Here is a 22,218-nt window from a genome sequence, read left to right on the forward strand (position 1 = left end):
TCGGTATTCGGTTGAAAAACGAAGTGTTAAAATCCCAAATGAGAATCATTTGGGATTTTTATTTTCATTGAATTTATTTCGTAATTTTGTAAGGTGAAATTGTAGGAATTATGAGTTTGAAAGAAGAAAATAAAAAAAAAGAGTTTTGATTTTGATGCAGAGTTTGCAAAAGGATTGAGACTAGAGGAAGCAAAAGCGGAATCAATTAGAAGAATCAGAGAATGGTGGGGAAAAGATAAAATTCAAAAATCAGGAATCGATCGCGAGACTTTTGATTTTGATGCTGAATTTGCGAAAGGTTTAACTTCTCAAGAATTTAAGGATGAAATGTCTAAAAGAATAAAAGCTTATCCTTGGAGGAATAAATCCTAAGAATAAAACAAAAAAAGTAAAATCCTCATAAACAATCTGTTCATGAGGATTTTTTTTTATCGAGTGAGTAACTGAAAACTGTTACTTGAGGCTGAATACTGGCTTTTATGCATTAGCAGTAACCGCTTCTTTGTCAATTTTGTTGATCAAACCGGCTAACACTTTCCCCGGACCAACTTCAGTAAATAAAGTAGCGCCGTCAGCGATCATTTGTTGAACAGATTGTGTCCATTTTACCGGAGCAGTCAATTGTATGATAAGGTTCTTTTTGATTTCGTTTGCATCAGAAACAGCATTTGCTGTCACATTTTGGTAAACCGGACAAATAGGAGTTGAGAATGTAGTGGCTTCAATTGCAGCAGCTAGTTCCTCTCTTGCAGGTTCCATCATTGGAGAGTGAAATGCTCCTCCAACCGGTAAAATTAAAGCACGTTTTGCACCGGCAGCTTTCATTGCTTCACAGGCTTTTTCAACCGCCGAAGTTTCTCCTGAAATTACCAATTGTCCAGGACAGTTGTAGTTTGCTGCAACAACGATTCCGTCGATAGAAGAACAAACTTCTTCCACAATATTATCGGCTAAACCTAAAACCGCAGCCATTGTTGATGGAGTGATTTCGCAGGCTTTTTGCATAGCCAAAGCACGTTGAGAAACTAATTTAAGACCGTCTTCAAAAGACAAAGTTCCGTTGGCAACCAATGCTGAAAATTCTCCTAAAGAATGTCCTGCAACCATTTCTGGTTTAAAATCCTCACCTAAAGTTTTAGCTAAAATAACGGAGTGTAAAAATACCGCAGGCTGTGTAACTTTAGTTTCTTTTAGTTCTTCGGCAGTACCTTCGAACATGATATCTGTAATTCTAAAACCTAAAATTTCATTGGCTTTTTCGAATAATTCTTTGGCTAAAGCCGATGTTTCATATAAGTCCTTGCCCATTCCTGTAAATTGTGCGCCCTGACCCGGAAATACGTATGCTTTCATTTGTCTAATTTAAAGATTGAATTTTTTGAATTGAAAATTCGTTTCAATTGAAAGGCAAAAATAGCATTTTTTTACTTCGTATAATCCTTAAACATATAAATCCACGCTAATCTCGAAAATCTAAGATTAAAAGAAGTGAGCAGAGTAATTACGACCGCGATAATCGGAATGATCCTTAAATCGAAGTTCTTCTCGAAGAAAAATTGTGCAATACAGTACGTTGCAATTCCCTGAGCGACTGTTAATCCGTAGTTTACATACATGGCGCCAAAGAAGTAACCAGGTTCTTTTTGAAATTTATAATTACAGTGATCGCAATATTCGTTCATCTTTGGAAGACCAAAAGTGAAAAAAATATTTTTATCTGTAAAAACTTTTCCTTTATGACAAATAGGACATTCGTTGCTTAAAATATGAGTTAATGCATTTGACATGATCTTGTTGTTTTTTATTTATACAAAGGTAATTCAGAACAGGATTAAAGTCTTTTTTATATCTTCGCTACTTGTAGCACAATAAAGACATTTATTATGACATTGCCTACCTTAATCGAAAAACATGATTGGGAGATCGCATATAGGACCAATAAAAAATAAATTCTATAGATATGAAAAAATACCCGGTTTATAGTGTTCAGAATTTTAGCTGTAATGATATTCATCGTGATTTTTATGTCAATACATTCAAAGAGCATCTAAAAAGTCACAGTTTTGTAGAAGAACCGCATCGTCATGATTCGTATTTGATGGTGTTTTTTACGAAAGGCTCGGGACAGCACGAAGTTGATTTTGATCAGTTTGAGATTAAAAAAGGAAGTCTGTTTGTGCTACAGCCGGGACAAATGCATCATTGGAGTTTATCCGAAGACATTGAAGGCTTTGTGATTATTTTTTCGCAGGAATTGTATAATTTGTATTTCGGGCAGAAAAAGATCAACGAATATAATTTTTACCATTCGATTCACAATCGGCCGGAAATGGTTTTTGAAGAAAAAGGAATCGCTAAAATCCGGCCTTATTTTGATTTATTAATTCAGGAAAGTATTCAGGAGGGGCGGTATCAACTGGATAAAATGTTGAATTTACTGGATTGTATTCATATTGAAATAGCCCGCAAATACAATGAAACTTATTCGCATCAGACGCATTCGTATAACATTAAAATTGATAAGTTCGAAATGCTTTTGGAGCAGTATTTCAAACAGGAAAAATTGCCGTCTTTTTATGCCGAAAAGTTAAGCATTACTTTAAAACATTTGAACCGTATCTGCAATGAAATTCTGCAAAAAACAGCCACAGAAGTGATTACGGATCGTGTGATTCTTGAAATTAAAAGAATGTTGATTGACAAACAATTAGCGGTTAATGAAGTGGCATTTAAAGTAGGTTATGAAGATTACTCGTATTTCTCGAGATTCTTCAAAAAACAAACAGGGGTGTCGCCAACGGAATTTAGGAATACATTGCGATAAGATTTTTTTAGCCACTAATTCGCGAATTATTTTTTTCAGGATTTTGAGCATAAAAATTCGTGAATTAGTATCTAAAAAACAAAACCCTGCATATGCAGGGCTTAATAACCAGCCAATTAAATCTGAGAATGTTTGATTAAGCTTGTTTTGCAAACTGTAATTCAATGTTTAGTTTTACTTCCTCTCCAACAAGAACACCTCCGGTTTCAAGAGCTGAGTTCCAGTTTAGTCCCCAATCCTTACGGTTTATTTTTCCTTCGATATTTAATCCTACTTTTGTATTTCCCCATGGATCAGTCATAGTTCCGCTAAACTCTACCGGAAACGTTACTGATTTTGAGATGCCTTTGATGTTTAGATCTCCGGTTAATTCATAGCTTCCTTCATTGATTTTTTTGAATGAAGAACCTTTGAAAGTTAATTTTGGATGATTTTCAGCGTCAAAAAAATCACCACTTCTTAAGTGATTGTCTCTGTCTGTATTTGCCGTGTCAATAGAAGTAATGTCGCCTGAGAATTCGATTGCAGCATTTTCGAAATTGTCTTCGTCTGTGCTAATGGTTGCATCGTAAGTTCCGAATTTACCTGAAACATTGGTGAACATCATGTGTTTAACTTTAAAACCAATTTCTGAATGTGTTGGGTCAATTGACCATTTTGTAGTTGCCATAATTTTATCTTTTAAATAATTAATTTCATTTTGATAGGACAAAGTTACGGTGGTAGTGAGCGTAAGGGACTTAACCTAGATTAAGAAATAAAAAATGCGATTACTTTTTGAGTATCGCATCTTTTTATTGTTGCTCTGAGAGATCCCAATTAGAGGGAAGAGTCTTGGCTTTTTTGCTACAGCTTAAAGGATATTTGTTAATTCAGAAAAAAAATTAATCTATCAGAGGCAAGGAAATTAGCTTTTGTCATTCATGTAAAAGCTCAATGCTCCTGAAGGACATTTGTGAATGGTTGAGATTATTTTTTCTGTTGTGGATTGTTCAGGGCGAATCCAGGGTTTTTCTTTTGGGTGAAAAACATCGGGATTGTTTTTTACGCAATTGGCAGAGTGAATGCATTTTCCGGACTGCCAGACAATGGTTACTTCTCCATTGCTGTATTCTTTCGTAAGGTCATTTGGATTCATGATTGAAAATTTTAGCGGTTAATTTTAAATTCAGACCAATTTTCTATTCATAAATTTAATACTTCTTTTTGGCTTTTTGGTGTTTTTAGAAAAAAAAAAGAAACGATAACATTCTGTTATACAGTATTGTTATCGTTTCTTTTAAAAGGCTGTAAGATGTTTTTTATGAATTAGTAATTCATAGGAATTTCCATTAGCAGGAATTCGGCCTCAGTATTGGCTTTGATGTTTAAAGCTTCAAAATCAGTGATTCCTATAGCATCACGAGTGTTCAATTCCTGACCGTTAATCGTTACATTTCCTTTTAAGATAAAAACGTAGACTCCGTTTCCTTCTTTTTTTAATTTATAGGTTGTAGCGATTCCGGCGTCGAAATTTCCCATATGAAACCAGGCATCCTGATGGATCCAAACTCCTTCATCATCAGCATTTGGAGATAAAACCTGAGATAGTTTATTGTGTCTGTCCGCAACATCCAGAGTGATCTGCTGGTAACGTGGCGTTACATTTCTTTTATTAGGAAACAGCCAGATTTGCAATAACTTAGTCTGTTGATCTGCATTTGGATTGAATTCACTATGCTGAATTCCGGTTCCGGCACTCATCACCTGAATGTCACCATTTTTAATGATTTCAGTATTTCCCATGCTGTCTTTGTGAGCTAAATCACCTTCTAACGGAATGGTAATGATCTCCATGTTATCGTGAGGATGAGTTCCAAAACCCATTCCACCTGCAATAGTGTCGTCATTCAGAACGCGAAGTGCTCCAAACTGAATTCTTTCCGGATTGTACCAGCTTGCAAAACTAAAACTGTGGTAAGCATTAAGCCAGCCATGATTTGCATTTCCTCTTGTTTCTGCTTTGTGCAATATTATGTTTTCCATGATGATAATTGTTTTGTTATTTTTATAGTACAAATTTACAATCAACGCAGGCGAAAAGCACTTAATGTAGATTAAGAAAGGTTTTGAGGTTCTGAGTGGATAAGGTTCTTAGTTTTTTTAGGTGCAAAGGTTCAAAGATGCAAAGGCGTAAAGGTTTTTTTCTTTTTCTTTTTCAGAGGAATAAGTTTACTAGGACTTCGGTTTAGGATCTAACTTATTCTTAGAATAAAAATGGTAAATTCCAATAATCGAATAGTCTAATAATCCAGCAATCCAACAATCTAAAGATCTAAGAAAATCTAACTGTATTGTGAAATAAACTGTTGCACAACAGCATCGGTATTCTCGTGGCGTTTTTTCTTTTCCAATGCGATTGGGGGGGCGGCTCTTTCGAGGCAGTCTTTTACATCGCAGGTCTCACAGGTGACCCCTACAATTCGTTTGACAAGTGGTTTTCCTTCAATGAATTTGAATTTCTTTTTCATTGTTGGATTGATTAAAATACCAACCGAAATACTTCTTATGTTGTCTTTGATAAAAGGATCTTTTGTGGCAGATGAAAAAACCAAGTATTCATTTCCGCTATGAACATAACTCGAAATCTGAGCATCAAAAAAGTGAGGCTTGTTTTGTTTGATGGCTTCATCTATGGTTTTTACCGAAACCCATCTCCTGCAATAATGCTCATTAGTTTCGTTTGCATGTGGTTCCTGCTGGTTGGTAATGTGCAGTTCTTTCTTGATTTGATAAATGTCAGAACCCGTTTTATGCGACATTCTTAAAAAAAATAAATTCTTTAGATGGAAATCTTTAGGGAGTAAATTGGTCAGTCTCTGATAAAAAGATTCGGGAGAAACTTCAAAACTTTCAATAAGTGTTACAAATTCTTCCGGATTTGGCTTTTCGTTATTTAAAAAGTCATTGATTCTGTTTACTAACAATTGTCTCGGCAATAGTAAAGCACCTGCGAAATAAGAAGCATAGAAATTGTGTAATACCTGATCAAAGTTTTCGAATTTGATCCAGCTGAACGTCAGTAAACGATCGGATAAGTTCAGATAATTATAAGCGATTTCTTTGGCTAGAATAAAAGCTTTTTGCGGGTCATCAATTTCAGTTGAAAGCAGCAGGGTTTTGCTTTTTGGGACGTATATCGAACGTAGATCTTCTAAGGCTTCCTGATCAGTGAAGGCAATTTCTTTTATGGTGTAGTCAAACTCCTCTTTAAGAATGGCTTCCAGTTCTTTAATAGTGATTTTTGAATCTAAATTAATCTGAAAGGACTTAGAGAAAGCAATTACCTTATCTTCCAGATCTTCAAAATAATTGCTGTGCGCCTCCTGATAGGAGCGTAAGGCTGCCAGGAAAAAACTTTCGCGGCTCAGATTGTAATGCTGGGCAATTTCAATGATGGTGCTGATAAATGCATTGACTTTGGCAGGTGCGTTAGCAATTATATCGATCAAATCTGCTTCCTGAATACCAAAAAGCTCGAGAGGAATTTCTTTTAAAATTCCTGATTTCAGAATCTCTCCAATCGGAGCGAGGTTGTTGTCCAGCTTTAAAGAGACCATTTGGTCATACGTAACGTCCAAATGTTCGCACAAAAGCAAAATTTTATCTGTTTTTGGATATTTCTTTCCTTTTTCAATCTCGTTTAAATACGATTTTGAAAGATTGGTCAGTTTAGCCAAGCCAAAAAGAGAGAGGTTTTTCTGAGTGCGAACCTGCTTGAGTTTTAGCCCAAAAATTAGCTTTATATAGTCTTTTTCGATATCCATAATATCAAATGTAAGTAATCTAAAAATAATCGCCAAAAAAGTTTTTTCTAAATTTAGCGAACGTTCGCTTGTTTTGTAAAAAACTTTTTTCTAATATTGTGGTGTAGAAAATATTAAAGGTCAGATTGTTATAATATAAAATATTTTTATTAGCAAAAAAATGACGAATAATGGAGAACTAATCAAAAGCAACAGCGATGAAAAACCAATTAGAGATTACCGAGACGGCAATGGAATTTTTGGCCGAAAAGAAGCTTTCTTATCCAAAGATCTGGACAGAAGAGGCAATTGTTTTTATAACCGAACTGCATCGAAAATTTGATTCACAGCGAAAATTATTGTTACTGCAACGCGAACAAAAACAAACCGCTTTTGATCAGGGCGTCATGCCGTCTTTTCCTTCAGAAACCAAAACCGTCAGAGAAAGTAATTGGGTGGCTGGAGAAATTCCAAAAGATTTACAGGACCGCAGAGTTGAAATTACGGGACCGGTTGATCGCAAAATGATTATCAATGCGTTGAATTCGGGAGCCAAAACTTTTATGGCGGATTTTGAAGACAGTACTTCTCCGACCTGGCAAAATTTAATGGACGGACAAGTGAATTTGATTGATGCGGTTAATAAGACGATTTCTTATACCGATTTGGTCAAGCATAAATCGTATCACCTGAATGAAAAGATTGCGACATTGATAGTACGTCCACGTGGATTGCATTTACCGGAAAAACATCTTTCGATTGATGGGAATGCGGTTTCAGGTTCTTTGGTAGATTTTGGATTGTTTGTTTTTCACAATCATAAGAGACTTTTAGAAAACAAGTCCGGGCCTTATTTCTATATTCCAAAATTAGAACATTATCTGGAAGCACGCTGGTGGAATACCGTGATTGATTTTACCGAAGATTATTTGAAGTTAGAAAGAGGAACGATAAAGGTTACTGTTTTAATTGAAACCATCACAGCAAGTTTTCAGCTAGACGAGATTATTTACGAATTGAAGGAACATATCGTAGGATTGAACTGCGGACGTTGGGATTATATTTTCTCTTATATTAAGAAATTCCGCAAGCATTCCAAGTTTATTGTTCCGGATCGCGATCAGGTCAATATGACTTCGCCTTTTATGAATGCTTATTCGAATCTGGTAATTCAAAGATGTCACAAACGTGGTATTCATGCTATCGGAGGGATGGCCGCTCAAATTCCGATTAAAAATAATGAGGAGGCAAATGCAATTGCTTTCGCAAAGGTAAAAACCGATAAAGAACGCGAAGTAAAAAATGGTCACGATGGAACGTGGGTAGCGCATCCGGATTTGGTTGCTCTGGCTAAAAATATTTTCGATGCCGGAATGCCAACTCCCAATCAAATTCATGTTAAAAAAGAATATCGCAAAATAACAGAAGCAGATTTGATAGAGCCGCCAATTGGAATTATAACAGAAAATGGGGTTCGCAAAAACATTAATGTTGGGGTTTTGTATTTGGCTTCATGGCTGAACGGACAAGGTGCTGCAGCCTTGCACAATCTGATGGAGGATGCTGCTACGGCAGAGATTTCAAGATCGCAATTGTGGCAGTGGCTTCAGAATAAGGTGACTTTGGATAACGGACAAATACTGAATCTGGCGTATTATCATGAGTTGGCTTTAGATGAATTCAAAAAAATTAAAGACGAGCTGGGAGAGGAAAATTACGAAGACCGTCAATTCCCGTTAGCGGAGAAAGTTTTGGAAAGACTGGTTGTAAATCCCGATTTCGTTGATTTTTTAACCCTTCCATGTTACAAATATTTATAAAAAACGCTGCGCTGATCATTAAAAATCTGCGTGAAAAAAAATAAACCTTTTATAGGTCTCAGTTAAAATTGCAAACTGTGACTGCAAACTATTTACTTACTAACCAACTTAACTTATACTTTTATGAAAACAACAGAAGACAGAATTCAGGAATTGATTAACGATTGGATCACAAACCCAAGATGGAAAGGTGTTGAACGTCCGTATACCGCTACTGAGGTGGTGACGCTTCAGGGCTCTTATCATATTGAGCATTCTATTGCGAAAATGGGGGCGGAGAAATTATGGAGAAAGTTAAAAAATCAGGATTATGTTGCTGGTTTAGGTGCTTTAACAGGAAATCAGGCGATTCAGGAAGTTGATGCTGGTTTAGAAGCGATTTATTTGAGTGGCTGGCAAGTGGCTGCCGATGCAAATCTGGCAGGAGAAATGTATCCTGACCAATCGCTTTATCCGGTAAATAGCGTGCCAATGGTGGTAAAGAAAATTAATAGTGCCTTGTTGAGAGCTGATCAGATTCAGGTGGTAAACCAGGTTGAAGATAAAAAAGATTATTTGGTTCCGATTGTGGCCGATGCAGAAGCCGGTTTTGGCGGAAATTTAAATGCTTTCGAATTGATGAAGTCGATGATCGAAGCGGGGGCTTCAGGCGTCCATTTTGAAGATCAGTTAAGTTCTGCTAAAAAATGCGGACATTTAGGAGGTAAGGTTTTGGTGCCTACTCAGGAAGCGATCAATAAACTGATTGCTGCTCGTTTGGCTGCTGATGTTATGGGGGTTTCGACGTTAATTGTTGCCAGAACAGATGCAGATGCGGCTAATTTACTGACTAGCGATGCTGATCCAAGAGATGCAAAATTTATTACGGGTGAAAAAACCAATGAAGGCTTTTTCTATGTAAACAGCGGAATCGATCAGGGAATTGCAAGAGGGTTGAGTTATGCGCCTTATGCCGATTTGATCTGGATGGAAACCAGTAATCCCGATTTGGCTTATGCTAAGAAATTTGCCGATGCTTTGAAAAAAGAATTTCCGGGTAAAATGCTGGCTTACAATTGTTCTCCTTCTTTCAACTGGGCGGCAAAACTTTCAGTGACAGAAATGGAAACTTTCAGAGAAGATCTGGCGGCAATGGGGTATAAATTTCAGTTCATTACGCTGGCGGGATTCCATGCTTTGAATACCAGTATGTTCGAATTGTCTAAAGCGTACAAAGAACGCGGTATGGCAGGATATTCTGAATTGCAGGAAAGAGAATTTGCCTTGCAGCAAAACGGATTCAGAGCAGTAAAACATCAGGCTTTTGTGGGGACGTCTTATTTCGATGCAGTTCAAAATACAGTAACGATAGGAAGGTCTTCAACTACAGCAATGAAACATTCAACAGAGGTTGAGCAGTTTTAATTCTTTGTTTTTACCATTAAGATATTAAGAAAATTAAGCTTTATATCCTTAAAAAATAAGAAAGATTGAGCCTGGCTTAATGTGTCTTAATATCTTAATGGTTTAATTTTACTTTTTTAAAAGCCGTGCTTTCATTTTGCTGAAAAATTCAGGGGTAACACCGATAAAAGAAGCAATTTGTTTTTGAGGAACTTTATGAACCAATGTTCCATATTTAGCACAAAATTTTTCAAAGCGTTCTTCTGCTGTCAGGCTTAAATTATCCATAAGACGCTGTTGATTGGCTACCAGAGAATTTTCAATTAAAATTCTGAAAAAACGTTCTAATTTAGGAATGTCAAGATACAATTGCTCCTGATTTTCTTTGGATAAAGAAACGACCTCTGCATCTTCTAAAACTTCTATAAAAAGTTCTCCCGGTTTCTGTGAAAAATAGCTGTACATGTCACTCATCCACCAGCCTTGACAAGCGAATGCCAGAACATGCTCGACAATATTATCGTTGATGTTGAAGCTTCTCAAGATTCCCGAATTTACAAAATACGAATGCGTACACACTTCACCGGCATTTAGTAAAATGGTTTTCGCCTTGTAAAAATGAGTTTCTGTTTTGGATAAAAAATGAGCCTGCTCTTCAGGAGTCAATGAAACGTGTTTGGCTATATTTTCAAGAATTAAAGCCATTATTTTTCTTTTATCAGTGTGAAAGAGCTTACTTTAAAGCGATCATTCTCTACTTTTCCGAAAACTGAAGCTTTGCGAACAGCATTACAAAAGCCATCTTTTGCATGTGCGTCACCATGCTCGTCAATTGTTGTTCCGTCTACAAAATACGTTTTACCGTCAATGCGAACAGCTAAATCGCAGCTTTTGCCTTTCATTCCAAATTGGCATTCGCCACAAGCGGTTTCAACGATTACAGGTTTTTCGTTTGTTTTCTTATCCTGAGCCTGAGTTGAAATTCCGGCAAGCAGGAACAGTGCAAATAATGCGTTTTTCATTTTTTAAGAGTTTACGGTTATTAGTTTTGAAGTTGTTTTGGCGCGTTCTGTAATTTCATCGATTGGTGTTGTGAGAGCGTCATGACTTAAAACAACTCCCATTCGGCGGTAAGGTCTTGAAGTTGGCTTTCCGAAAATTCTGAAATCAGTTTTGGGTAAAGCGGCTACTTTTTCAATTCCGGTAAAAGTTGGATTTGTCGAATCTTCTGAGGCCAGAATCACGGCACTTGCACCAGCTTTTTCGAGAGTGATTTCGAAGATTGGCAAACTTAAAATTGCTCGTAAATGCAATTCGAATTCGTTAAAATTTTGTGTTCCGGCAAGAGTTACCATTCCGGTATCGTGTGGGCGAGGGGAAAGTTCTGAGAAATAAACTCCATCGTTGGTTAAGAAAAATTCAACACCAAAAAGGCCTGCGCCTCCCAGTGCTTCGGTAATTTTTTCGGCCATGTCCTGCGCTTCGTATAGATCAGCATCAGAAATTTTTGCGGGCTGCCAGCTCTCCTGATAATCACCACGTTCCTGACGGTGTCCGATTGGAGCACAAAAAAGTGTTGGATTGTTATTTTGAGTAATGGTTAAAAGTGTAATCTCAGAATTGAAATCTACAAAAGCTTCTACGATAACTTCGATGACATCACCACGTGAACCTGCAACGGCATATTGCCAGGCTTTTTCAATATCGCTTTCTGTTTTGATAGTGGATTGTCCTTTTCCGGAAGAAGACATTAAAGGTTTTACTACGCAGGGAATTCCAACTTCCTGAACGGCTTTTTGAAGTTCTTCTGCCGAAGTTGCGTATTGGTATTTTGCGGTTTTTAATCCCAGTTCTTTCGAAGCGAGATCGCGAATCGCTTTTCGATTCATGGTAAAGTTGGCTGCTTTTGCAGATGGAACAACAGTAATACCTTGTTTTTCGTAATCGTAAAAGCGTTCTGTTCGGATAGCTTCTATTTCAGGAACGATAAAATCGGGCTGGTGTTTGGCTACGATTTGGTCCAGTGCTTCGCCGTCGAGCATGTTAATGACTTCAAAGCTGTGTGCGACCTGCATGGCAGGAGCATTTTCGTAATTATCGACAGCAATTACAGTTTGTCCGATTCGTTGAGCGGCAATGACAAATTCTTTGCCCAGTTCACCCGAACCCAGGAGTAGTATTTTCATTTTGGATTAAATTGTGTTGTTGGAGAAGTAAAAGTAGCGAAAAAAGAGTTTAACCGCAAAGTTCGCAAGGAATTACGATAAGAACGCAAAACTTCTAATGTCTAGTTAAAAGAAAAGGCTCGCAAAGATTAAAAAAAATCTTTGCGAGCCTTGCGTAATCCTTTGTGCTCTTTGCGGCTAAAATTCTAATGAAAATGATCTTCTTCTATTTCAAATTCTGCATCTTTTTCCCAGATTTCCATTTCACAGGGTTTGCAGTTGAATTTCAGTTTGTATTCTAATTCGCCTTGTTTTAAAACCAGAGGCTCTTTTACTTTAACACCTACGATATCTTTTTGGTGTATCGGGCATTTTTTTAATTCGTATTTGATGCAATATTTAGTGGTCATCACACGCGATTTTCCGGGATCCCACTGTAATTCAAATGCTTTTTCAATTTCGGTAACACCATGACGCTCGTAGAATTTACGGGCCGTTTTATTGGAAACATTGTACATGAAATCCAATTTAGTTTCCGGATAAGGATGAGATGTTTTAACCAGTTGGTGTTCTTCACGTTTGTAATTTGCCAAACGAATTTCGGTCAACTGATCGTAAACGGTTCTTCTCATTTCGTTGATTTTTGAAATAGGAAGGAACCAGTTTTGAGAAAACATAATATTGATTTCATCGGCAGTGTAAGGCGTAAAACCTGTTTTTGCCAATTGAGTTTTAATGTTTTCTTCGATAGATTCACCCGTTTTAGTCTGCTCTTTTGCATGTTCCAGGGTTACAGTGCTCACATACCCGTCTTCATCGGTAGCGATAAGTTCGAAACCTGTTGCTGTTTCTGTAAGTAATAAAGTAGTGCTCAATTTACGAACAGCACTGTCTTCTCTTTCTACAATTTTGATGAAAGCGGCGTCATTATTTCTGTAAATAAAAGTTCCGTCTTTTACTTCTTTTAAAACGTTTGGATAAATTTTTCCGTTTTCAGCTTTGTTTACATAGATTCCGTCAGCTTCATTGTTTTCGTTGATGAAACAAAGCCCGTCACCGTTGTTTAGTAATTCGCCGTTTTCGATTTCGTAAGCGTTTCCAACTGTTCGGATTAATTTACCAATATATTGACCTTTTGATTTTGGGCTTTCCCAGGAACCAATAGAACTGTGTCTTTCGTTTACGAAATAATCCGTATAACCACGGTTGAAAGTTCTGCTTAAAGAAGAATCAAAAGTATAGGTACAGGTTCCTGATGATGCTTTCATATACTTATCACTTCCTGCGCCTTCTAAATAGCTGTCTAGTTTTTGACGTAAGTAAGAAACGTTGTTCTTAACGTAAACCACATCTTTTAAACGGCCTTCGATTTTGAAAGAAACGATTCCGGCTTCAATTAGATTCGGAATCTGATCTGAAATATCTAAATCTTTAATCGAAAGCAAGTGACTGTTTCTGATTAGGGTTTCTCCGTTTCCGTCAATTAAGTTGTAGGGTAAACGGCAGTTTTGCGCGCAGGAACCACGATTGGCACTGCGTTCTCCATTGGCTACACTCATATAACAGTTTCCGCTAAAGGATACACATAATGCACCGGTTACGAAAAATTCTAATTCAACATCGGCTTCGTCGTATATTGTTTTAATTTGATGCAGGTTCAATTCACGGGCTAAAACCACACGTTTGATTCCGGCATCTTTTAGGAATTTAATTTTATCGGCATCACGGTTGTTGGCTTGTGTGCTGGCGTGAAGTACGATTGGAGGGATGTCCATTTCCATGATCGCCATGTCCTGAATGATCAGGGCATCAACACCAATGTCGTACAATTCCCAGATCATTTTACGACAAGTTTCCAGTTCGTTGTCGTACAAAATGGTATTCATAACCACAAAAACCTGTGCATTAAACAGGTGTGCATATTGTACCAGTGCGGCTACGTCTTCGATAGAATTGTTGGCATTTGAACGTGCTCCAAATTGTGGTGCACCAATATAAACGGCATCAGCTCCACTGTTTATGGCTGCCATTCCTCCAATTAAATCCCTGGCAGGAGCTAATATTTCAATCTTCTTCTTCATTTTAAGTACTTTAGGCTTTTGTGGTATTCACGGAAAAAAGTTTGCAAAGTTCTTATAAATATTTTGAGTTTGCTAATGCTGAAGTGACTTTTTTTGAAATAGTTAGGTTATATGGAATGATGATAAATGAAGTTTTTATTTAGCGGGTTCGTAGATAAGTTGTACTACACCAGATTTAAAAGCATTGGTTGTAAGTAACTTTAATTCTAATCTTTCTTTTAAGTCTTCAAATAATGGTTTTCCGCTTCCCAACGCAATTGGATGAACGGATATTCTATAGGTATCAATAAGATTTAATTGAATAAAGGTTTTAATAAGACCCGCCCCGCCATATAACCAGATATCTTTTCCCGATTGCTTTTTAATTTCGTTTGCCTTAGTTGCGAGGTCAGAATCGATAAACGTGGCATTGTTGTCTTCTCTGTTTTGACTGGAGAAAACAAATTTGTTCTTTGCGTGAACTTCTTTCCAAAGTGACTTTTCAGCGAGACTTGCATTTTCATCAGGCTGATAATTTCCCCACATATCATAACTCACCCGGCCATAAAAAATAGTGTCTATACTGGATAAGAATCCATCAAAATCCATATCATCGTCCATGATACACCAATCAGTTTCTCCGTTGGGACCTTCAATAAAACCGTCTAAAGTTACTGCCAGGTCTAAAATTATTTTTTTCATTTAGGGATGTTTTTTTGTTAAGAGTAGCTGTAAAAATAATGTAAAAAAGAATGTTTGTTCGAAAAAAGATATCATAAAAAGATATCATAAAATTTGTACTGCTGTTTTTTGTTGTGTAACCTAAAGTGGAATGATGTCGTCAAAAGAAGAATCAACCATTAATCGGATTATCATATGAGAGTAATTTTTAGAATTTTTATTGTCACCTTTCTGCTTTTTCATTCTTTTGTTTTCGCTCAGAATTTAGAAACTAAAATAGATCATTTAATTACTTCAAAATTTAAACCTGAAACTCCGGGTGCCGTTTTTCTGGCGGTTAAGAAAGGAAAAGTAGTATACCGAAAAGTTTTTGGAATGGCCAATTTAGAAATGAATGTTCAAATGAAGCCCGAATCGGTTTTTGAAATCGGATCGATGACCAAACAATTTACGGCTGTTGCTGTTTTGATGCTTGCAGAGCAGGGGAAGCTTAAACCTGATGATGAAATCACGAAATTTATTCCCGATTATCCAACCAATGGAAATAAGATTACCCTGCATCATTTGTTAACACATACTTCCGGAATTAAGGATTTTACCGGTATGAAAGCGATAAAAGATATTGCCCGACGAGATTTGTCGCCAAAAGAATTGGTTGATTTTTTTAAGAATGAACCTGTCGATTTTAAACCCGGGGAACAGTATAAGTATTGCAATTCCGGTTATGCTCTTTTGGGGTATATCATTGAAATGGTATCAGGTCAGACTTATGAAGAATTTGTAACGCAGCATATATTTAAGAAAATTGGAATGAATAATACTTTTTATGCGAGCCATGATATGATTATTAAAAACAGAGCTTCCGGTTATCGGGACAGAGAAGGTTTTGTTAATGCCAATTATATCAGTTTCTCTATTCCGTATGCTTCGGGATCGATTATGTCAAATGTTGATGATTTGTTGAAGTGGCAAAATGCAGTAAGCAGTAATGCGTTATTAAGTCCTGCTTTCACAGTAAAAGCTTTTACGAATTATCAGTTGAACAACAAAACGAATATAGATTACGGCTATGGCTGGCATTTAGAAAAAGTAAAAAATAAAGCAGTTTACGAACACGGCGGAAGTATTTTTGGATTTAAATCAATGGGAGTTTACGAACCGACAGAACAGATTTATGTGGTGGGGCTGAGTAATTGCGATTGCAATTCGCCGACTGCCATTACAAAAGAGATTGCTTCACTTTTAATCGACTAGATAAAAAAAGGGTGTTTTCGAAAGAAAACACCCTTTTAGTTACTGTTTGTATGGTATTATACAGTTAAAGCTTCTTTGATTCTGCGTAAAGCTTCTTTTAAAATATCGTCGCTTGTAGCATAAGAGAAACGGATACAATTTGGGTTTCCAAAGGCATCACCTGTTACAGTTGCTACATTAGCCTCAGCTAACAAATACATAGAAACATCGTTTGCATCTTTAATTTCGGTTCCTCTTAATGTTTTTCCGAAGAAAGAAGATACATCAGGGAAAACGTAGAAAGCTCCTTCCGGAACATTGATTTTCACGCCTGGAATTTCTTTAAGCAATCCAACAACTAAATCTCTACGAGTATGGAAAGCCTGGACCATGTGGTTTAATACACTTGGATCGGCTTCTACTGCAGTAATGGTAGCGCGTTGTGCTACAGAGTTTGCACCAGAAGTTACTTGTCCCTGAATTTTTACGCAGGCTTTTGCAATGAATTCAGGAGCTCCGATATAACCAATTCTGTATCCGGTCATAGCAAATGCTTTTGCAACTCCATTTACCGTGATCGTTTTTTCCAACATTCCCGGAATTGATCCGATGCTGCAGAAAGTTCCTGAGAAATTGATGTGCTCATAAATTTCGTCTGAAACTACATAGATATTTGGATGCTTTTCTAATACTTTTGCAAGCGCTGTTAATTCTTCTCTGCTGTATACAGATCCTGAAGGATTACAAGGAGAAGAGAACCACATCATTTTTGTTTTTGGTGTGATGGCAGCTTCTAATTGCTCAGGCGTCATTTTGAAATCAGTATCTACAGAAGTAGGAACTTCAACAGGAACTCCACCTGAAAGTTTTACGATTTCAAAGTAAGAAACCCAGTAAGGTGCCGGTAAAATAACCTCGTCACCGTCGTTTAACATTACTTGGGCAATATTGTATAAAGATTGTTTTGCACCTGTAGAAACCACAATTTGAGATGGTTTATATTCTAGTGCATTGTCTCTTTTGAATTTTTTGCAGATTGCTTCTCTCAATTCTAAATAACCTTCTACCGGAGAATAAGTACTGTAGTTTTCGTCTACCGCTTTTTTAACTGCTTCTTTAATGAAATCCGGCGTATTGAAATCCGGTTCTCCTAAACTTAAACTGATAATGTCTTTTCCCTGTGCTTTTAATTCGCGTGCTAAAGCAGCCATTGCTAAAGTTTGTGATGTCGCTAAGTTGTTGATTCTGTCTGAAAGAATATGATTCATTATAAAATTTTTGAATGTCTTTAATTTCAACTTTAATTAAAGACGGTTAATGATTAATAGTTTCTTATTTTATGCTAGCTCGGGTTTTATTCCAAGATCTCTTAAATGTCTGTAATGTGCTAATACAGCTCCTCTCATCGTTTTGAATTCGTGATAAGGTAAGTTGCATTCGATAGCAGTCTGTTTTACAATTTCGGCAATTTTTCCGTAGTGAATATGACTGATATTTGGGAAAATGTGGTGCTCGATCTGGTGGTTTAATCCTCCTGTAAACCAGTTAACCACCTTGTTTTTTGGCGCAAAATTGGCGGTTGTGTATAACTGGTGAATGGCCCAGGTGTTTTCTATTTCTCCATCTTCATTCGGAACAGGATTTGAAGTTTCCTCTACTACGTGTGCCAACTGAAAAACGATACTTAAAATTAATCCGGCGGTGTAATGCATTACGAAAAAACCAATCACAACTTTCCACCAGATTACCCCCAAAATCATTGGTAAAGCAATCCAGATTAAAATGTAAATTATTTTGGTGATCACCAGGACGGTCCATAATTTGGTTGGACTTTGCGGCGCTCCGTAAGATAATTTTCTTTTGATATAGTCTTTCATTTGCTTGAAATCGGTTGTTAAGGCCCAATTGAAAGTCAATAATCCGTATAAGAAAAATGAATAATAATGTTGAAATTTATGAAAACGACGCCATTCTGCGTTTTGTGTAAAACGAATAATTCTTCCGGCATCAAGGTCTTCATCGTGACCATGAATATTAGTATAGGTATGATGAAGCACATTATGCTGAACCTGCCAGTTATGAACGTTTCCGGCTAAGATATAAATGCTTCCTCCCATGATTTTATTGATCCATGATTTAGAAGAGTACGACCCGTGATTTCCATCGTGCATGACATTCATTCCAATTCCGGCCATACCAACTCCCATAAGGATATTTAGCAGTAATTGTGCCCAGAAAGGCATGTTAAGCGTTAGTATTAAAAAGTATGGTGTTAAGAAAACGGCGAAAAGAATAACGGCTTTTAAATGCAGCTTCCAGTTTCCAGTTTTCTGAATATTGTTCTCTTTGAAGTAATTGTTTACTCGTGAGTTAAGCGTTCTGAAGAACTTCAGATTGTCTTGCTTCGCAAATGTAGGCGCGGTGTTATTCATAATTAATTTAAATAGGTTTCAAAGGTAATTATTATAAATTTTCAATTTGCAAAATTGAGTTAAATATTTCAATCGTAAAGTACTACTTTTGTTAAAAAATTAGAGCAATGGATGAGATATTGAAATATTTTCCGGATTTGACTGAACTTCAAATCCAGCAATTTCAAAAGTTAGACTTTTTATACCACGACTGGAATGAAAAAATCAATGTTATTTCAAGAAAAGACATTGATGCCTTATATACAAAACACATTTTGCACTCGCTTGGAATTGCTAAAATTATGAAGTTTGAACCGGGGGCAACTGTTTTGGATGTTGGTACCGGCGGTGGGTTCCCGGGAATTCCGTTGGCCATTCTTTTTCCTGAAACGCGTTTTTATCTGATTGATGTCATAGCAAAGAAAATTAAGGTGGTTCAGGGAGTTGTAGATGCATTAGAATTGAAAAATGTGAAAGCAGAGCAGAAACGCGCTGAGCTGGTAAAAGGCGATTTTGACTTTATTGTGAGTCGTGCCGTAACCAATATGCCGGATTTTGTTTCCTGGGTAAAAGGTAAAATAAAGAAGCAGCATAAGCATACCTTAAAAAATGGAATTCTATATTTAAAAGGAGGAGATTTAACAGAAGAATTGGCAGCTTTTCCAAAAGTTACTTTATATGATTTGTCAACTATTTTTGAGGACGAATTTTTTGAAACTAAAAAAGTGGTGCATTTGCCTTTAAAGTTTACCGTTTAGCAGCTGTAAAAAAGAACCCAATAGTGTTTATCTGTTTTCAGTACATTATTGGGTTTTGTATTTAAAATAGTATTAGTAAATCATAACTAGGAAACTTTTTGTGATATCTGAAGGAACGGATTAGTCTTTTGATCTGAATTTTGGATGTATTTATTCACCGCTTTTTCTGATGCCATAATAGTATATCGAAATTTAGGATTAAAGAAAAAATCGCGGCAGATTACCGATTCGTTACGAGAGTCGTATACCTTTTCGTCTGTTTCATCAAGCTCTTCATTTGTGTATGGACACGGATAGAGATAAGCTAATTGTATAATGATGTTATTGAACCAATGGTCAAAAACGTTTTTCTTAGGTGTTATATGGCGGGCAAGCAATACCAGTCCTGTAATTTCATTTTGTAAAAAGTAAGATCCTTTTCTATATCTTACATCGATCATTCTCACGGTCATGTGGGCTACCCATAATGGACCGTTTATAGGGCCTGAAGCCGGGATGTCAAAATTAGTGTCAAATAATAGAGGGCTTGATAACTCCGGATCTTTAATTGAGCACCAAAGTGCTTCGATGCGTTTTTCGGTATCAGTGATACTGGTATTATGGCCTATAAAACGCCAGTGGATCCATTCCAATAAAGCAGCACTAAGTCCTACCGTTGCTTTATGATTGATATTTAACAATGTAGTTTCGAGTTCTTTGTATTCATCCAGAGGGTCTAAGAACTTTTCCATCTTCTTTTTATTCCATTTGAAATCAATTGGATGCCCAATATGTTTTGAGTTTAGAATAATTTGCGGAGCATTTTTCAGGCTTTTCATAAGTCAATTGTTTTTTTAGTTGATTCCTTTGTTGAAACTGGATTTAGTAATTGTTTATGAAGTTTATTTCTCGGTTTTTTTTGTGGTTAATAATTATGTCTTTCCTTGAGGTTATGCTGCAAATTTATATTGGGTTTTTCTTTTTTGATGTAACGACAGGACATATAAATAACATGATAAGACAAAAAACTAATTTATAATAATTCCAAATAATATTGAAAGAAAAAATGTATAGTTTAATGTTTTTACACTATATTTTGTAAGTAAAAACATGTATTTTGTTTTTGATCTGCTTTTTTATAAGATTAAAAAGAAGTCAGGATAAAAGTCAGGTCTGATTTAAGATCCGGTTTTTGTTTGTTTTATGTGTTAATTCAGGAAAGAAAGTCATTCGTCCGCAGTTATCTTTCGCTTATGTACTTTTATTTGCTCAATCTCTGTTAGTGGAATATCTTTACTACAGCATAACAACTTTTGGCTTGAGAATAATGGTAAAATTATCTGCATATTGGAAAATTCAGTTCATTGGTTGGATGGCTACCTCTTTGTATTGGGGAATTTCAGCCTTCTTTGGAAGTAGTTTTATGTGGACAATTGGAATAGCTGATTTTGTATTAGATGTGTTTATCGGTATTTCATTGACTCATCTTTACAGGAATTTTGCCTTGAAAAGAGGTTGGAATAAATTCAGTTTGAAAAAACTGGTTCCAAGAATCGTGTTGAGTGTTCTTATACTTTCTGTGTTGTACATGTTTTTGATTGTAGGGAAACTTTACCTTGTACGGCTATTTGTTTTAAAAAACACTTCAATTTCATTTATTTCGTTTTTGCAATCCACACAGCTGCAGGTTTTCATTACAGGTACGAGACTAATGTCTATTTGGGTGCTGGCTTATCATCTGTATCATTATTCAAGATTGGAGATTGAAACCGTAAAAGAAAATGCCAGATTATCTTTAATAGTAAAAGAAGCGCAATTGAATAATCTGAGTGCACAGCTTAATCCGCATTTCTTTTTTAATTCACTGAACAGTATTAAATTCTTGGTGTTAGAAGATCCGCATTCGGCGCGACGGGCGATTGACCTTTTATCTGATCTGCTTCGGAATTCTTTAAACAATAATATAGGAAATTTAGTAGCCTTAAACGATGAAATAAGTTTGGTTAGGGATTATTTAGAGTTGGAAAAAATACGATTTGAAGAACGTCTACAGGTACAAATTGAAGTAGATAGAAATCTGTCTGATCATTTAGTTTTACCTTTAAGTATTCAGACGCTGGTGGAGAATGCAATAAAACATGGAATTGAAAAAAGAAAGGAAGGAGGAGCTGTTATCGTAAAAATAGTGCAGGAGGATAATTTTATAAAAATCAGCGTTCAAAATTCAGGAAAGCTTAATAAAGAGATTAAAGATTTTTCAGGTATTGGATTGAGTAATCTGAAAGAGAGATTGCTGTTGCAATACAAAGGAAGAGCTTCTTTTGAAATTAAAGAAATGGAGAGCGAAACCGTTTTGGCAACTATTTTATTCCCATCAGAATGAGAAAGATAAAAGTTATAATAGTAGACGATGAACGTTTGTCCAGAGAAGAGCTAAAAAGGGCATTAAAACCGCATGAAGATTTTGTTCTTGTTGGAGAAGCAGGAAATGCTGATGAGGCCAAAAGTCTGATTGAAGCCAAAATGCCAGATCTGATCTTTTTGGATATTCAGATGCCTGAAAAATCCGGTTTTGATTTACTGGAATCTCTCGATAATGCACCGGCAGTACTATTTACAACGGCTTATAATGAATATGCTGTACGGGCTTTCGAAGTAAATGCTTTAGATTATTTAATGAAACCGATTAGGGAAGAACGTTTTGTAAAAGCAATTGATAAAATTAGAAATACTTTATCCGGAAAGTATTCTTTGGGAGATGTTGCAGCAAAAGACCGTAAGATTTTCATTAAAGATGGGGAGAAAAGATTCTTTATTCAGCTGGATGAAATTTATTTGATTGAATCTCTGGAAAATTACACCAGACTTTTTTTTCAGGATAAAAAAGCGCTTCAGAGGCGCTCCCTTCGCCAATGGGAAGAAATGCTGGATGAGACTGTTTTTTTTAGAATAAACAGAACCGAAATTATAAACCTTAATCACATTCGGGAAGTTAACAGAACCGCTAGCGGCAAACTGGAAGTAACGTTAAAAACGGGAGAACTCTTAGAAGTTTCAAACCGTCAGGCCGTGAAATTTAAGAATCTCAATGGGATTTAACTTAAAAAGAGATGTCCGTT

General features: G+C 36.3%; 22 protein-coding genes. 8 read left to right on the forward strand and 14 right to left on the reverse strand.

Going from position 1 to position 22,218, the window contains the following annotated elements:
* The first annotated feature begins 174 nt into the window (after window positions 1-174).
* The gene (locus ACAM30_RS11820) at window positions 175-372 is read left to right on the forward strand and encodes a hypothetical protein (RefSeq protein ID WP_369614846.1); all 198 of its coding nucleotides are present in this window, start codon (window positions 175-177) and stop codon (window positions 370-372) included.
* Between the two features lie 105 nt (window positions 373-477).
* Here the strand turns inward: ACAM30_RS11820 and fabD are convergent, their stop codons facing one another.
* The gene (fabD, locus tag ACAM30_RS11825) at window positions 478-1,353 is read right to left on the reverse strand and encodes an ACP S-malonyltransferase (protein ID WP_369614847.1); all 876 of its coding nucleotides are present in this window, start codon (window positions 1,351-1,353) and stop codon (window positions 478-480) included.
* Window positions 1,354-1,424: 71 nt separating this feature from the next.
* Window positions 1,425-1,787, reverse strand: coding sequence for a DUF983 domain-containing protein (locus ACAM30_RS11830; protein WP_369614848.1), 363 nt, complete (start codon window positions 1,785-1,787; stop codon window positions 1,425-1,427).
* A 173-nt stretch (window positions 1,788-1,960) separates the two neighbouring features.
* On the opposite strand from ACAM30_RS11830, the gene ACAM30_RS11835 reads away from it, so the two are divergent.
* Window positions 1,961-2,824: a helix-turn-helix domain-containing protein gene (locus ACAM30_RS11835; protein WP_369614849.1), complete on the forward strand. Its 864-nt coding sequence runs from the start codon at window positions 1,961-1,963 to the stop codon at window positions 2,822-2,824.
* Between the two features lie 136 nt (window positions 2,825-2,960).
* Here the strand turns inward: ACAM30_RS11835 and ACAM30_RS11840 are convergent, their stop codons facing one another.
* The 4 genes from ACAM30_RS11840 to ACAM30_RS11855 all read right to left on the reverse strand — a co-directional run bounded on the left by ACAM30_RS11840 (window position 2,961) and on the right by ACAM30_RS11855 (window position 6,630).
* Window positions 2,961-3,494, reverse strand: a complete 534-nt coding sequence (locus tag ACAM30_RS11840) for a YceI family protein (protein ID WP_369614850.1) — start codon at window positions 3,492-3,494, stop codon at window positions 2,961-2,963.
* A 237-nt stretch (window positions 3,495-3,731) separates the two neighbouring features.
* On the reverse strand, window positions 3,732-3,962 hold the full coding sequence (locus ACAM30_RS11845; RefSeq protein WP_369614851.1) for a (4Fe-4S)-binding protein: 231 nt from the start codon (window positions 3,960-3,962) through the stop codon (window positions 3,732-3,734).
* Between the two features lie 170 nt (window positions 3,963-4,132).
* Window positions 4,133-4,849, reverse strand: coding sequence for a pirin family protein (locus tag ACAM30_RS11850; protein WP_369614852.1), 717 nt, complete (start codon window positions 4,847-4,849; stop codon window positions 4,133-4,135).
* A gap of 299 nt (window positions 4,850-5,148) precedes the next feature.
* The gene (locus ACAM30_RS11855; protein ID WP_369614853.1) at window positions 5,149-6,630 is read right to left on the reverse strand and encodes a helix-turn-helix domain-containing protein; all 1,482 of its coding nucleotides are present in this window, start codon (window positions 6,628-6,630) and stop codon (window positions 5,149-5,151) included.
* A 197-nt stretch (window positions 6,631-6,827) separates the two neighbouring features.
* Here ACAM30_RS11855 and aceB point away from each other — a divergent pair, with 197 nt between their 5' ends.
* Together aceB and aceA are read left to right on the forward strand one after the other, a co-directional pair.
* Window positions 6,828-8,429, forward strand: coding sequence for a malate synthase A (aceB, locus tag ACAM30_RS11860; protein ID WP_369614854.1), 1,602 nt, complete (start codon window positions 6,828-6,830; stop codon window positions 8,427-8,429).
* 123 nt (window positions 8,430-8,552) lie between these two features.
* On the forward strand, window positions 8,553-9,833 hold the full coding sequence (aceA, locus tag ACAM30_RS11865; protein WP_369614855.1) for an isocitrate lyase: 1,281 nt from the start codon (window positions 8,553-8,555) through the stop codon (window positions 9,831-9,833).
* A gap of 108 nt (window positions 9,834-9,941) precedes the next feature.
* Here the strand turns inward: aceA and ACAM30_RS11870 are convergent, their stop codons facing one another.
* The 5 genes from ACAM30_RS11870 to ACAM30_RS11890 form a co-directional block, all read right to left on the reverse strand.
* Complete coding sequence (locus ACAM30_RS11870; RefSeq protein WP_017497778.1) at window positions 9,942-10,517, reverse strand: Crp/Fnr family transcriptional regulator; 576 nt, start codon at window positions 10,515-10,517, stop codon at window positions 9,942-9,944.
* The gene (locus ACAM30_RS11875) at window positions 10,517-10,834 is read right to left on the reverse strand and encodes a DUF6370 family protein (protein ID WP_369614856.1); all 318 of its coding nucleotides are present in this window, start codon (window positions 10,832-10,834) and stop codon (window positions 10,517-10,519) included. The genes ACAM30_RS11870 and ACAM30_RS11875 overlap by 1 nt, the downstream gene beginning before the upstream one ends.
* Window positions 10,835-10,837: 3 nt before the next feature.
* Window positions 10,838-11,998 (reverse strand): formate-dependent phosphoribosylglycinamide formyltransferase, encoded by a 1,161-nt coding sequence (gene purT, locus ACAM30_RS11880; protein ID WP_369614857.1) that lies wholly within the window; start codon window positions 11,996-11,998, stop codon window positions 10,838-10,840.
* 185 nt (window positions 11,999-12,183) lie between these two features.
* Window positions 12,184-14,058 (reverse strand): U32 family peptidase, encoded by a 1,875-nt coding sequence (locus ACAM30_RS11885; protein WP_369614858.1) that lies wholly within the window; start codon window positions 14,056-14,058, stop codon window positions 12,184-12,186.
* Window positions 14,059-14,193: 135 nt separating this feature from the next.
* Entirely contained in the window at window positions 14,194-14,739 is a 546-nt protein-coding gene (locus ACAM30_RS11890) for a dihydrofolate reductase family protein (protein WP_369614859.1), read from the reverse strand.
* Window positions 14,740-14,913: 174 nt separating this feature from the next.
* Here ACAM30_RS11890 and ACAM30_RS11895 point away from each other — a divergent pair, with 174 nt between their 5' ends.
* Window positions 14,914-15,972 carry a serine hydrolase domain-containing protein gene (locus tag ACAM30_RS11895; protein ID WP_369614860.1) on the forward strand — a complete coding sequence of 353 codons (1,059 nt, stop codon included), beginning with the start codon at window positions 14,914-14,916 and terminating at the stop codon, window positions 15,970-15,972.
* A 56-nt stretch (window positions 15,973-16,028) separates the two neighbouring features.
* On the opposite strand, the gene ACAM30_RS11900 is transcribed toward ACAM30_RS11895, so the two are convergent.
* Window positions 16,029-17,219: a pyridoxal phosphate-dependent aminotransferase gene (locus ACAM30_RS11900; RefSeq protein ID WP_369614861.1), complete on the reverse strand. Its 1,191-nt coding sequence runs from the start codon at window positions 17,217-17,219 to the stop codon at window positions 16,029-16,031.
* 69 nt (window positions 17,220-17,288) lie between these two features.
* Complete coding sequence (locus ACAM30_RS11905; RefSeq protein ID WP_369614862.1) at window positions 17,289-18,383, reverse strand: fatty acid desaturase; 1,095 nt, start codon at window positions 18,381-18,383, stop codon at window positions 17,289-17,291.
* Window positions 18,384-18,490: 107 nt separating this feature from the next.
* Between ACAM30_RS11905 and rsmG the strand changes: the two genes are divergently transcribed.
* Complete coding sequence (rsmG, locus tag ACAM30_RS11910; RefSeq protein WP_369614863.1) at window positions 18,491-19,120, forward strand: 16S rRNA (guanine(527)-N(7))-methyltransferase RsmG; 630 nt, start codon at window positions 18,491-18,493, stop codon at window positions 19,118-19,120.
* Between the two features lie 86 nt (window positions 19,121-19,206).
* Here the strand turns inward: rsmG and ACAM30_RS11915 are convergent, their stop codons facing one another.
* The gene (locus ACAM30_RS11915; RefSeq protein ID WP_369614864.1) at window positions 19,207-19,938 is read right to left on the reverse strand and encodes a hypothetical protein; all 732 of its coding nucleotides are present in this window, start codon (window positions 19,936-19,938) and stop codon (window positions 19,207-19,209) included.
* Between the two features lie 488 nt (window positions 19,939-20,426).
* On the opposite strand from ACAM30_RS11915, the gene ACAM30_RS11920 reads away from it, so the two are divergent.
* Window positions 20,427-21,482 carry a sensor histidine kinase gene (locus ACAM30_RS11920; RefSeq protein ID WP_369614865.1) on the forward strand — a complete coding sequence of 352 codons (1,056 nt, stop codon included), beginning with the start codon at window positions 20,427-20,429 and terminating at the stop codon, window positions 21,480-21,482.
* Entirely contained in the window at window positions 21,479-22,198 is a 720-nt protein-coding gene (locus ACAM30_RS11925; protein ID WP_369614866.1) for a LytR/AlgR family response regulator transcription factor, read from the forward strand. Before ACAM30_RS11920 ends, ACAM30_RS11925 begins: the two co-directional genes overlap by 4 nt.
* The last annotated feature ends 20 nt before the right edge of the window (window positions 22,199-22,218 follow it).

This window comes from Flavobacterium sp. CFS9 (assembly GCF_041154745.1).
Lineage (GTDB): Bacteria > Bacteroidota > Bacteroidia > Flavobacteriales > Flavobacteriaceae > Flavobacterium.

What these genes read in the sequence shown, in the direction of transcription:
- fabD (WP_369614847.1), bottom strand. Translation starts at nt 1,353, where the DNA reads ATGAAAGCATACGTATTTCCGGGTCAGGGCGCACAATTTACAGGAATG.
- ACAM30_RS11830 (WP_369614848.1), bottom strand. Translation starts at nt 1,787, where the DNA reads ATGTCAAATGCATTAACTCATATTTTAAGCAACGAATGTCCTATTTGT.
- ACAM30_RS11835 (WP_369614849.1), top strand. Translation starts at nt 1,961, where the DNA reads ATGAAAAAATACCCGGTTTATAGTGTTCAGAATTTTAGCTGTAATGAT.
- ACAM30_RS11840 (WP_369614850.1), bottom strand. Translation starts at nt 3,494, where the DNA reads ATGGCAACTACAAAATGGTCAATTGACCCAACACATTCAGAAATTGGT.
- ACAM30_RS11845 (WP_369614851.1), bottom strand. Translation starts at nt 3,962, where the DNA reads ATGAATCCAAATGACCTTACGAAAGAATACAGCAATGGAGAAGTAACC.
- ACAM30_RS11850 (WP_369614852.1), bottom strand. Translation starts at nt 4,849, where the DNA reads ATGGAAAACATAATATTGCACAAAGCAGAAACAAGAGGAAATGCAAAT.
- ACAM30_RS11855 (WP_369614853.1), bottom strand. Translation starts at nt 6,630, where the DNA reads ATGGATATCGAAAAAGACTATATAAAGCTAATTTTTGGGCTAAAACTC.
- aceB (WP_369614854.1), top strand. Translation starts at nt 6,828, where the DNA reads ATGAAAAACCAATTAGAGATTACCGAGACGGCAATGGAATTTTTGGCC.
- aceA (WP_369614855.1), top strand. Translation starts at nt 8,553, where the DNA reads ATGAAAACAACAGAAGACAGAATTCAGGAATTGATTAACGATTGGATC.
- ACAM30_RS11870 (WP_017497778.1), bottom strand. Translation starts at nt 10,517, where the DNA reads ATGGCTTTAATTCTTGAAAATATAGCCAAACACGTTTCATTGACTCCT.
- ACAM30_RS11875 (WP_369614856.1), bottom strand. Translation starts at nt 10,834, where the DNA reads ATGAAAAACGCATTATTTGCACTGTTCCTGCTTGCCGGAATTTCAACT.
- purT (WP_369614857.1), bottom strand. Translation starts at nt 11,998, where the DNA reads ATGAAAATACTACTCCTGGGTTCGGGTGAACTGGGCAAAGAATTTGTC.
- ACAM30_RS11885 (WP_369614858.1), bottom strand. Translation starts at nt 14,058, where the DNA reads ATGAAGAAGAAGATTGAAATATTAGCTCCTGCCAGGGATTTAATTGGA.
- ACAM30_RS11890 (WP_369614859.1), bottom strand. Translation starts at nt 14,739, where the DNA reads ATGAAAAAAATAATTTTAGACCTGGCAGTAACTTTAGACGGTTTTATT.
- ACAM30_RS11895 (WP_369614860.1), top strand. Translation starts at nt 14,914, where the DNA reads ATGAGAGTAATTTTTAGAATTTTTATTGTCACCTTTCTGCTTTTTCAT.
- ACAM30_RS11900 (WP_369614861.1), bottom strand. Translation starts at nt 17,219, where the DNA reads ATGAATCATATTCTTTCAGACAGAATCAACAACTTAGCGACATCACAA.
- ACAM30_RS11905 (WP_369614862.1), bottom strand. Translation starts at nt 18,383, where the DNA reads ATGAATAACACCGCGCCTACATTTGCGAAGCAAGACAATCTGAAGTTC.
- rsmG (WP_369614863.1), top strand. Translation starts at nt 18,491, where the DNA reads ATGGATGAGATATTGAAATATTTTCCGGATTTGACTGAACTTCAAATC.
- ACAM30_RS11915 (WP_369614864.1), bottom strand. Translation starts at nt 19,938, where the DNA reads ATGAAAAGCCTGAAAAATGCTCCGCAAATTATTCTAAACTCAAAACAT.
- ACAM30_RS11920 (WP_369614865.1), top strand. Translation starts at nt 20,427, where the DNA reads ATGGTAAAATTATCTGCATATTGGAAAATTCAGTTCATTGGTTGGATG.
- ACAM30_RS11925 (WP_369614866.1), top strand. Translation starts at nt 21,479, where the DNA reads ATGAGAAAGATAAAAGTTATAATAGTAGACGATGAACGTTTGTCCAGA.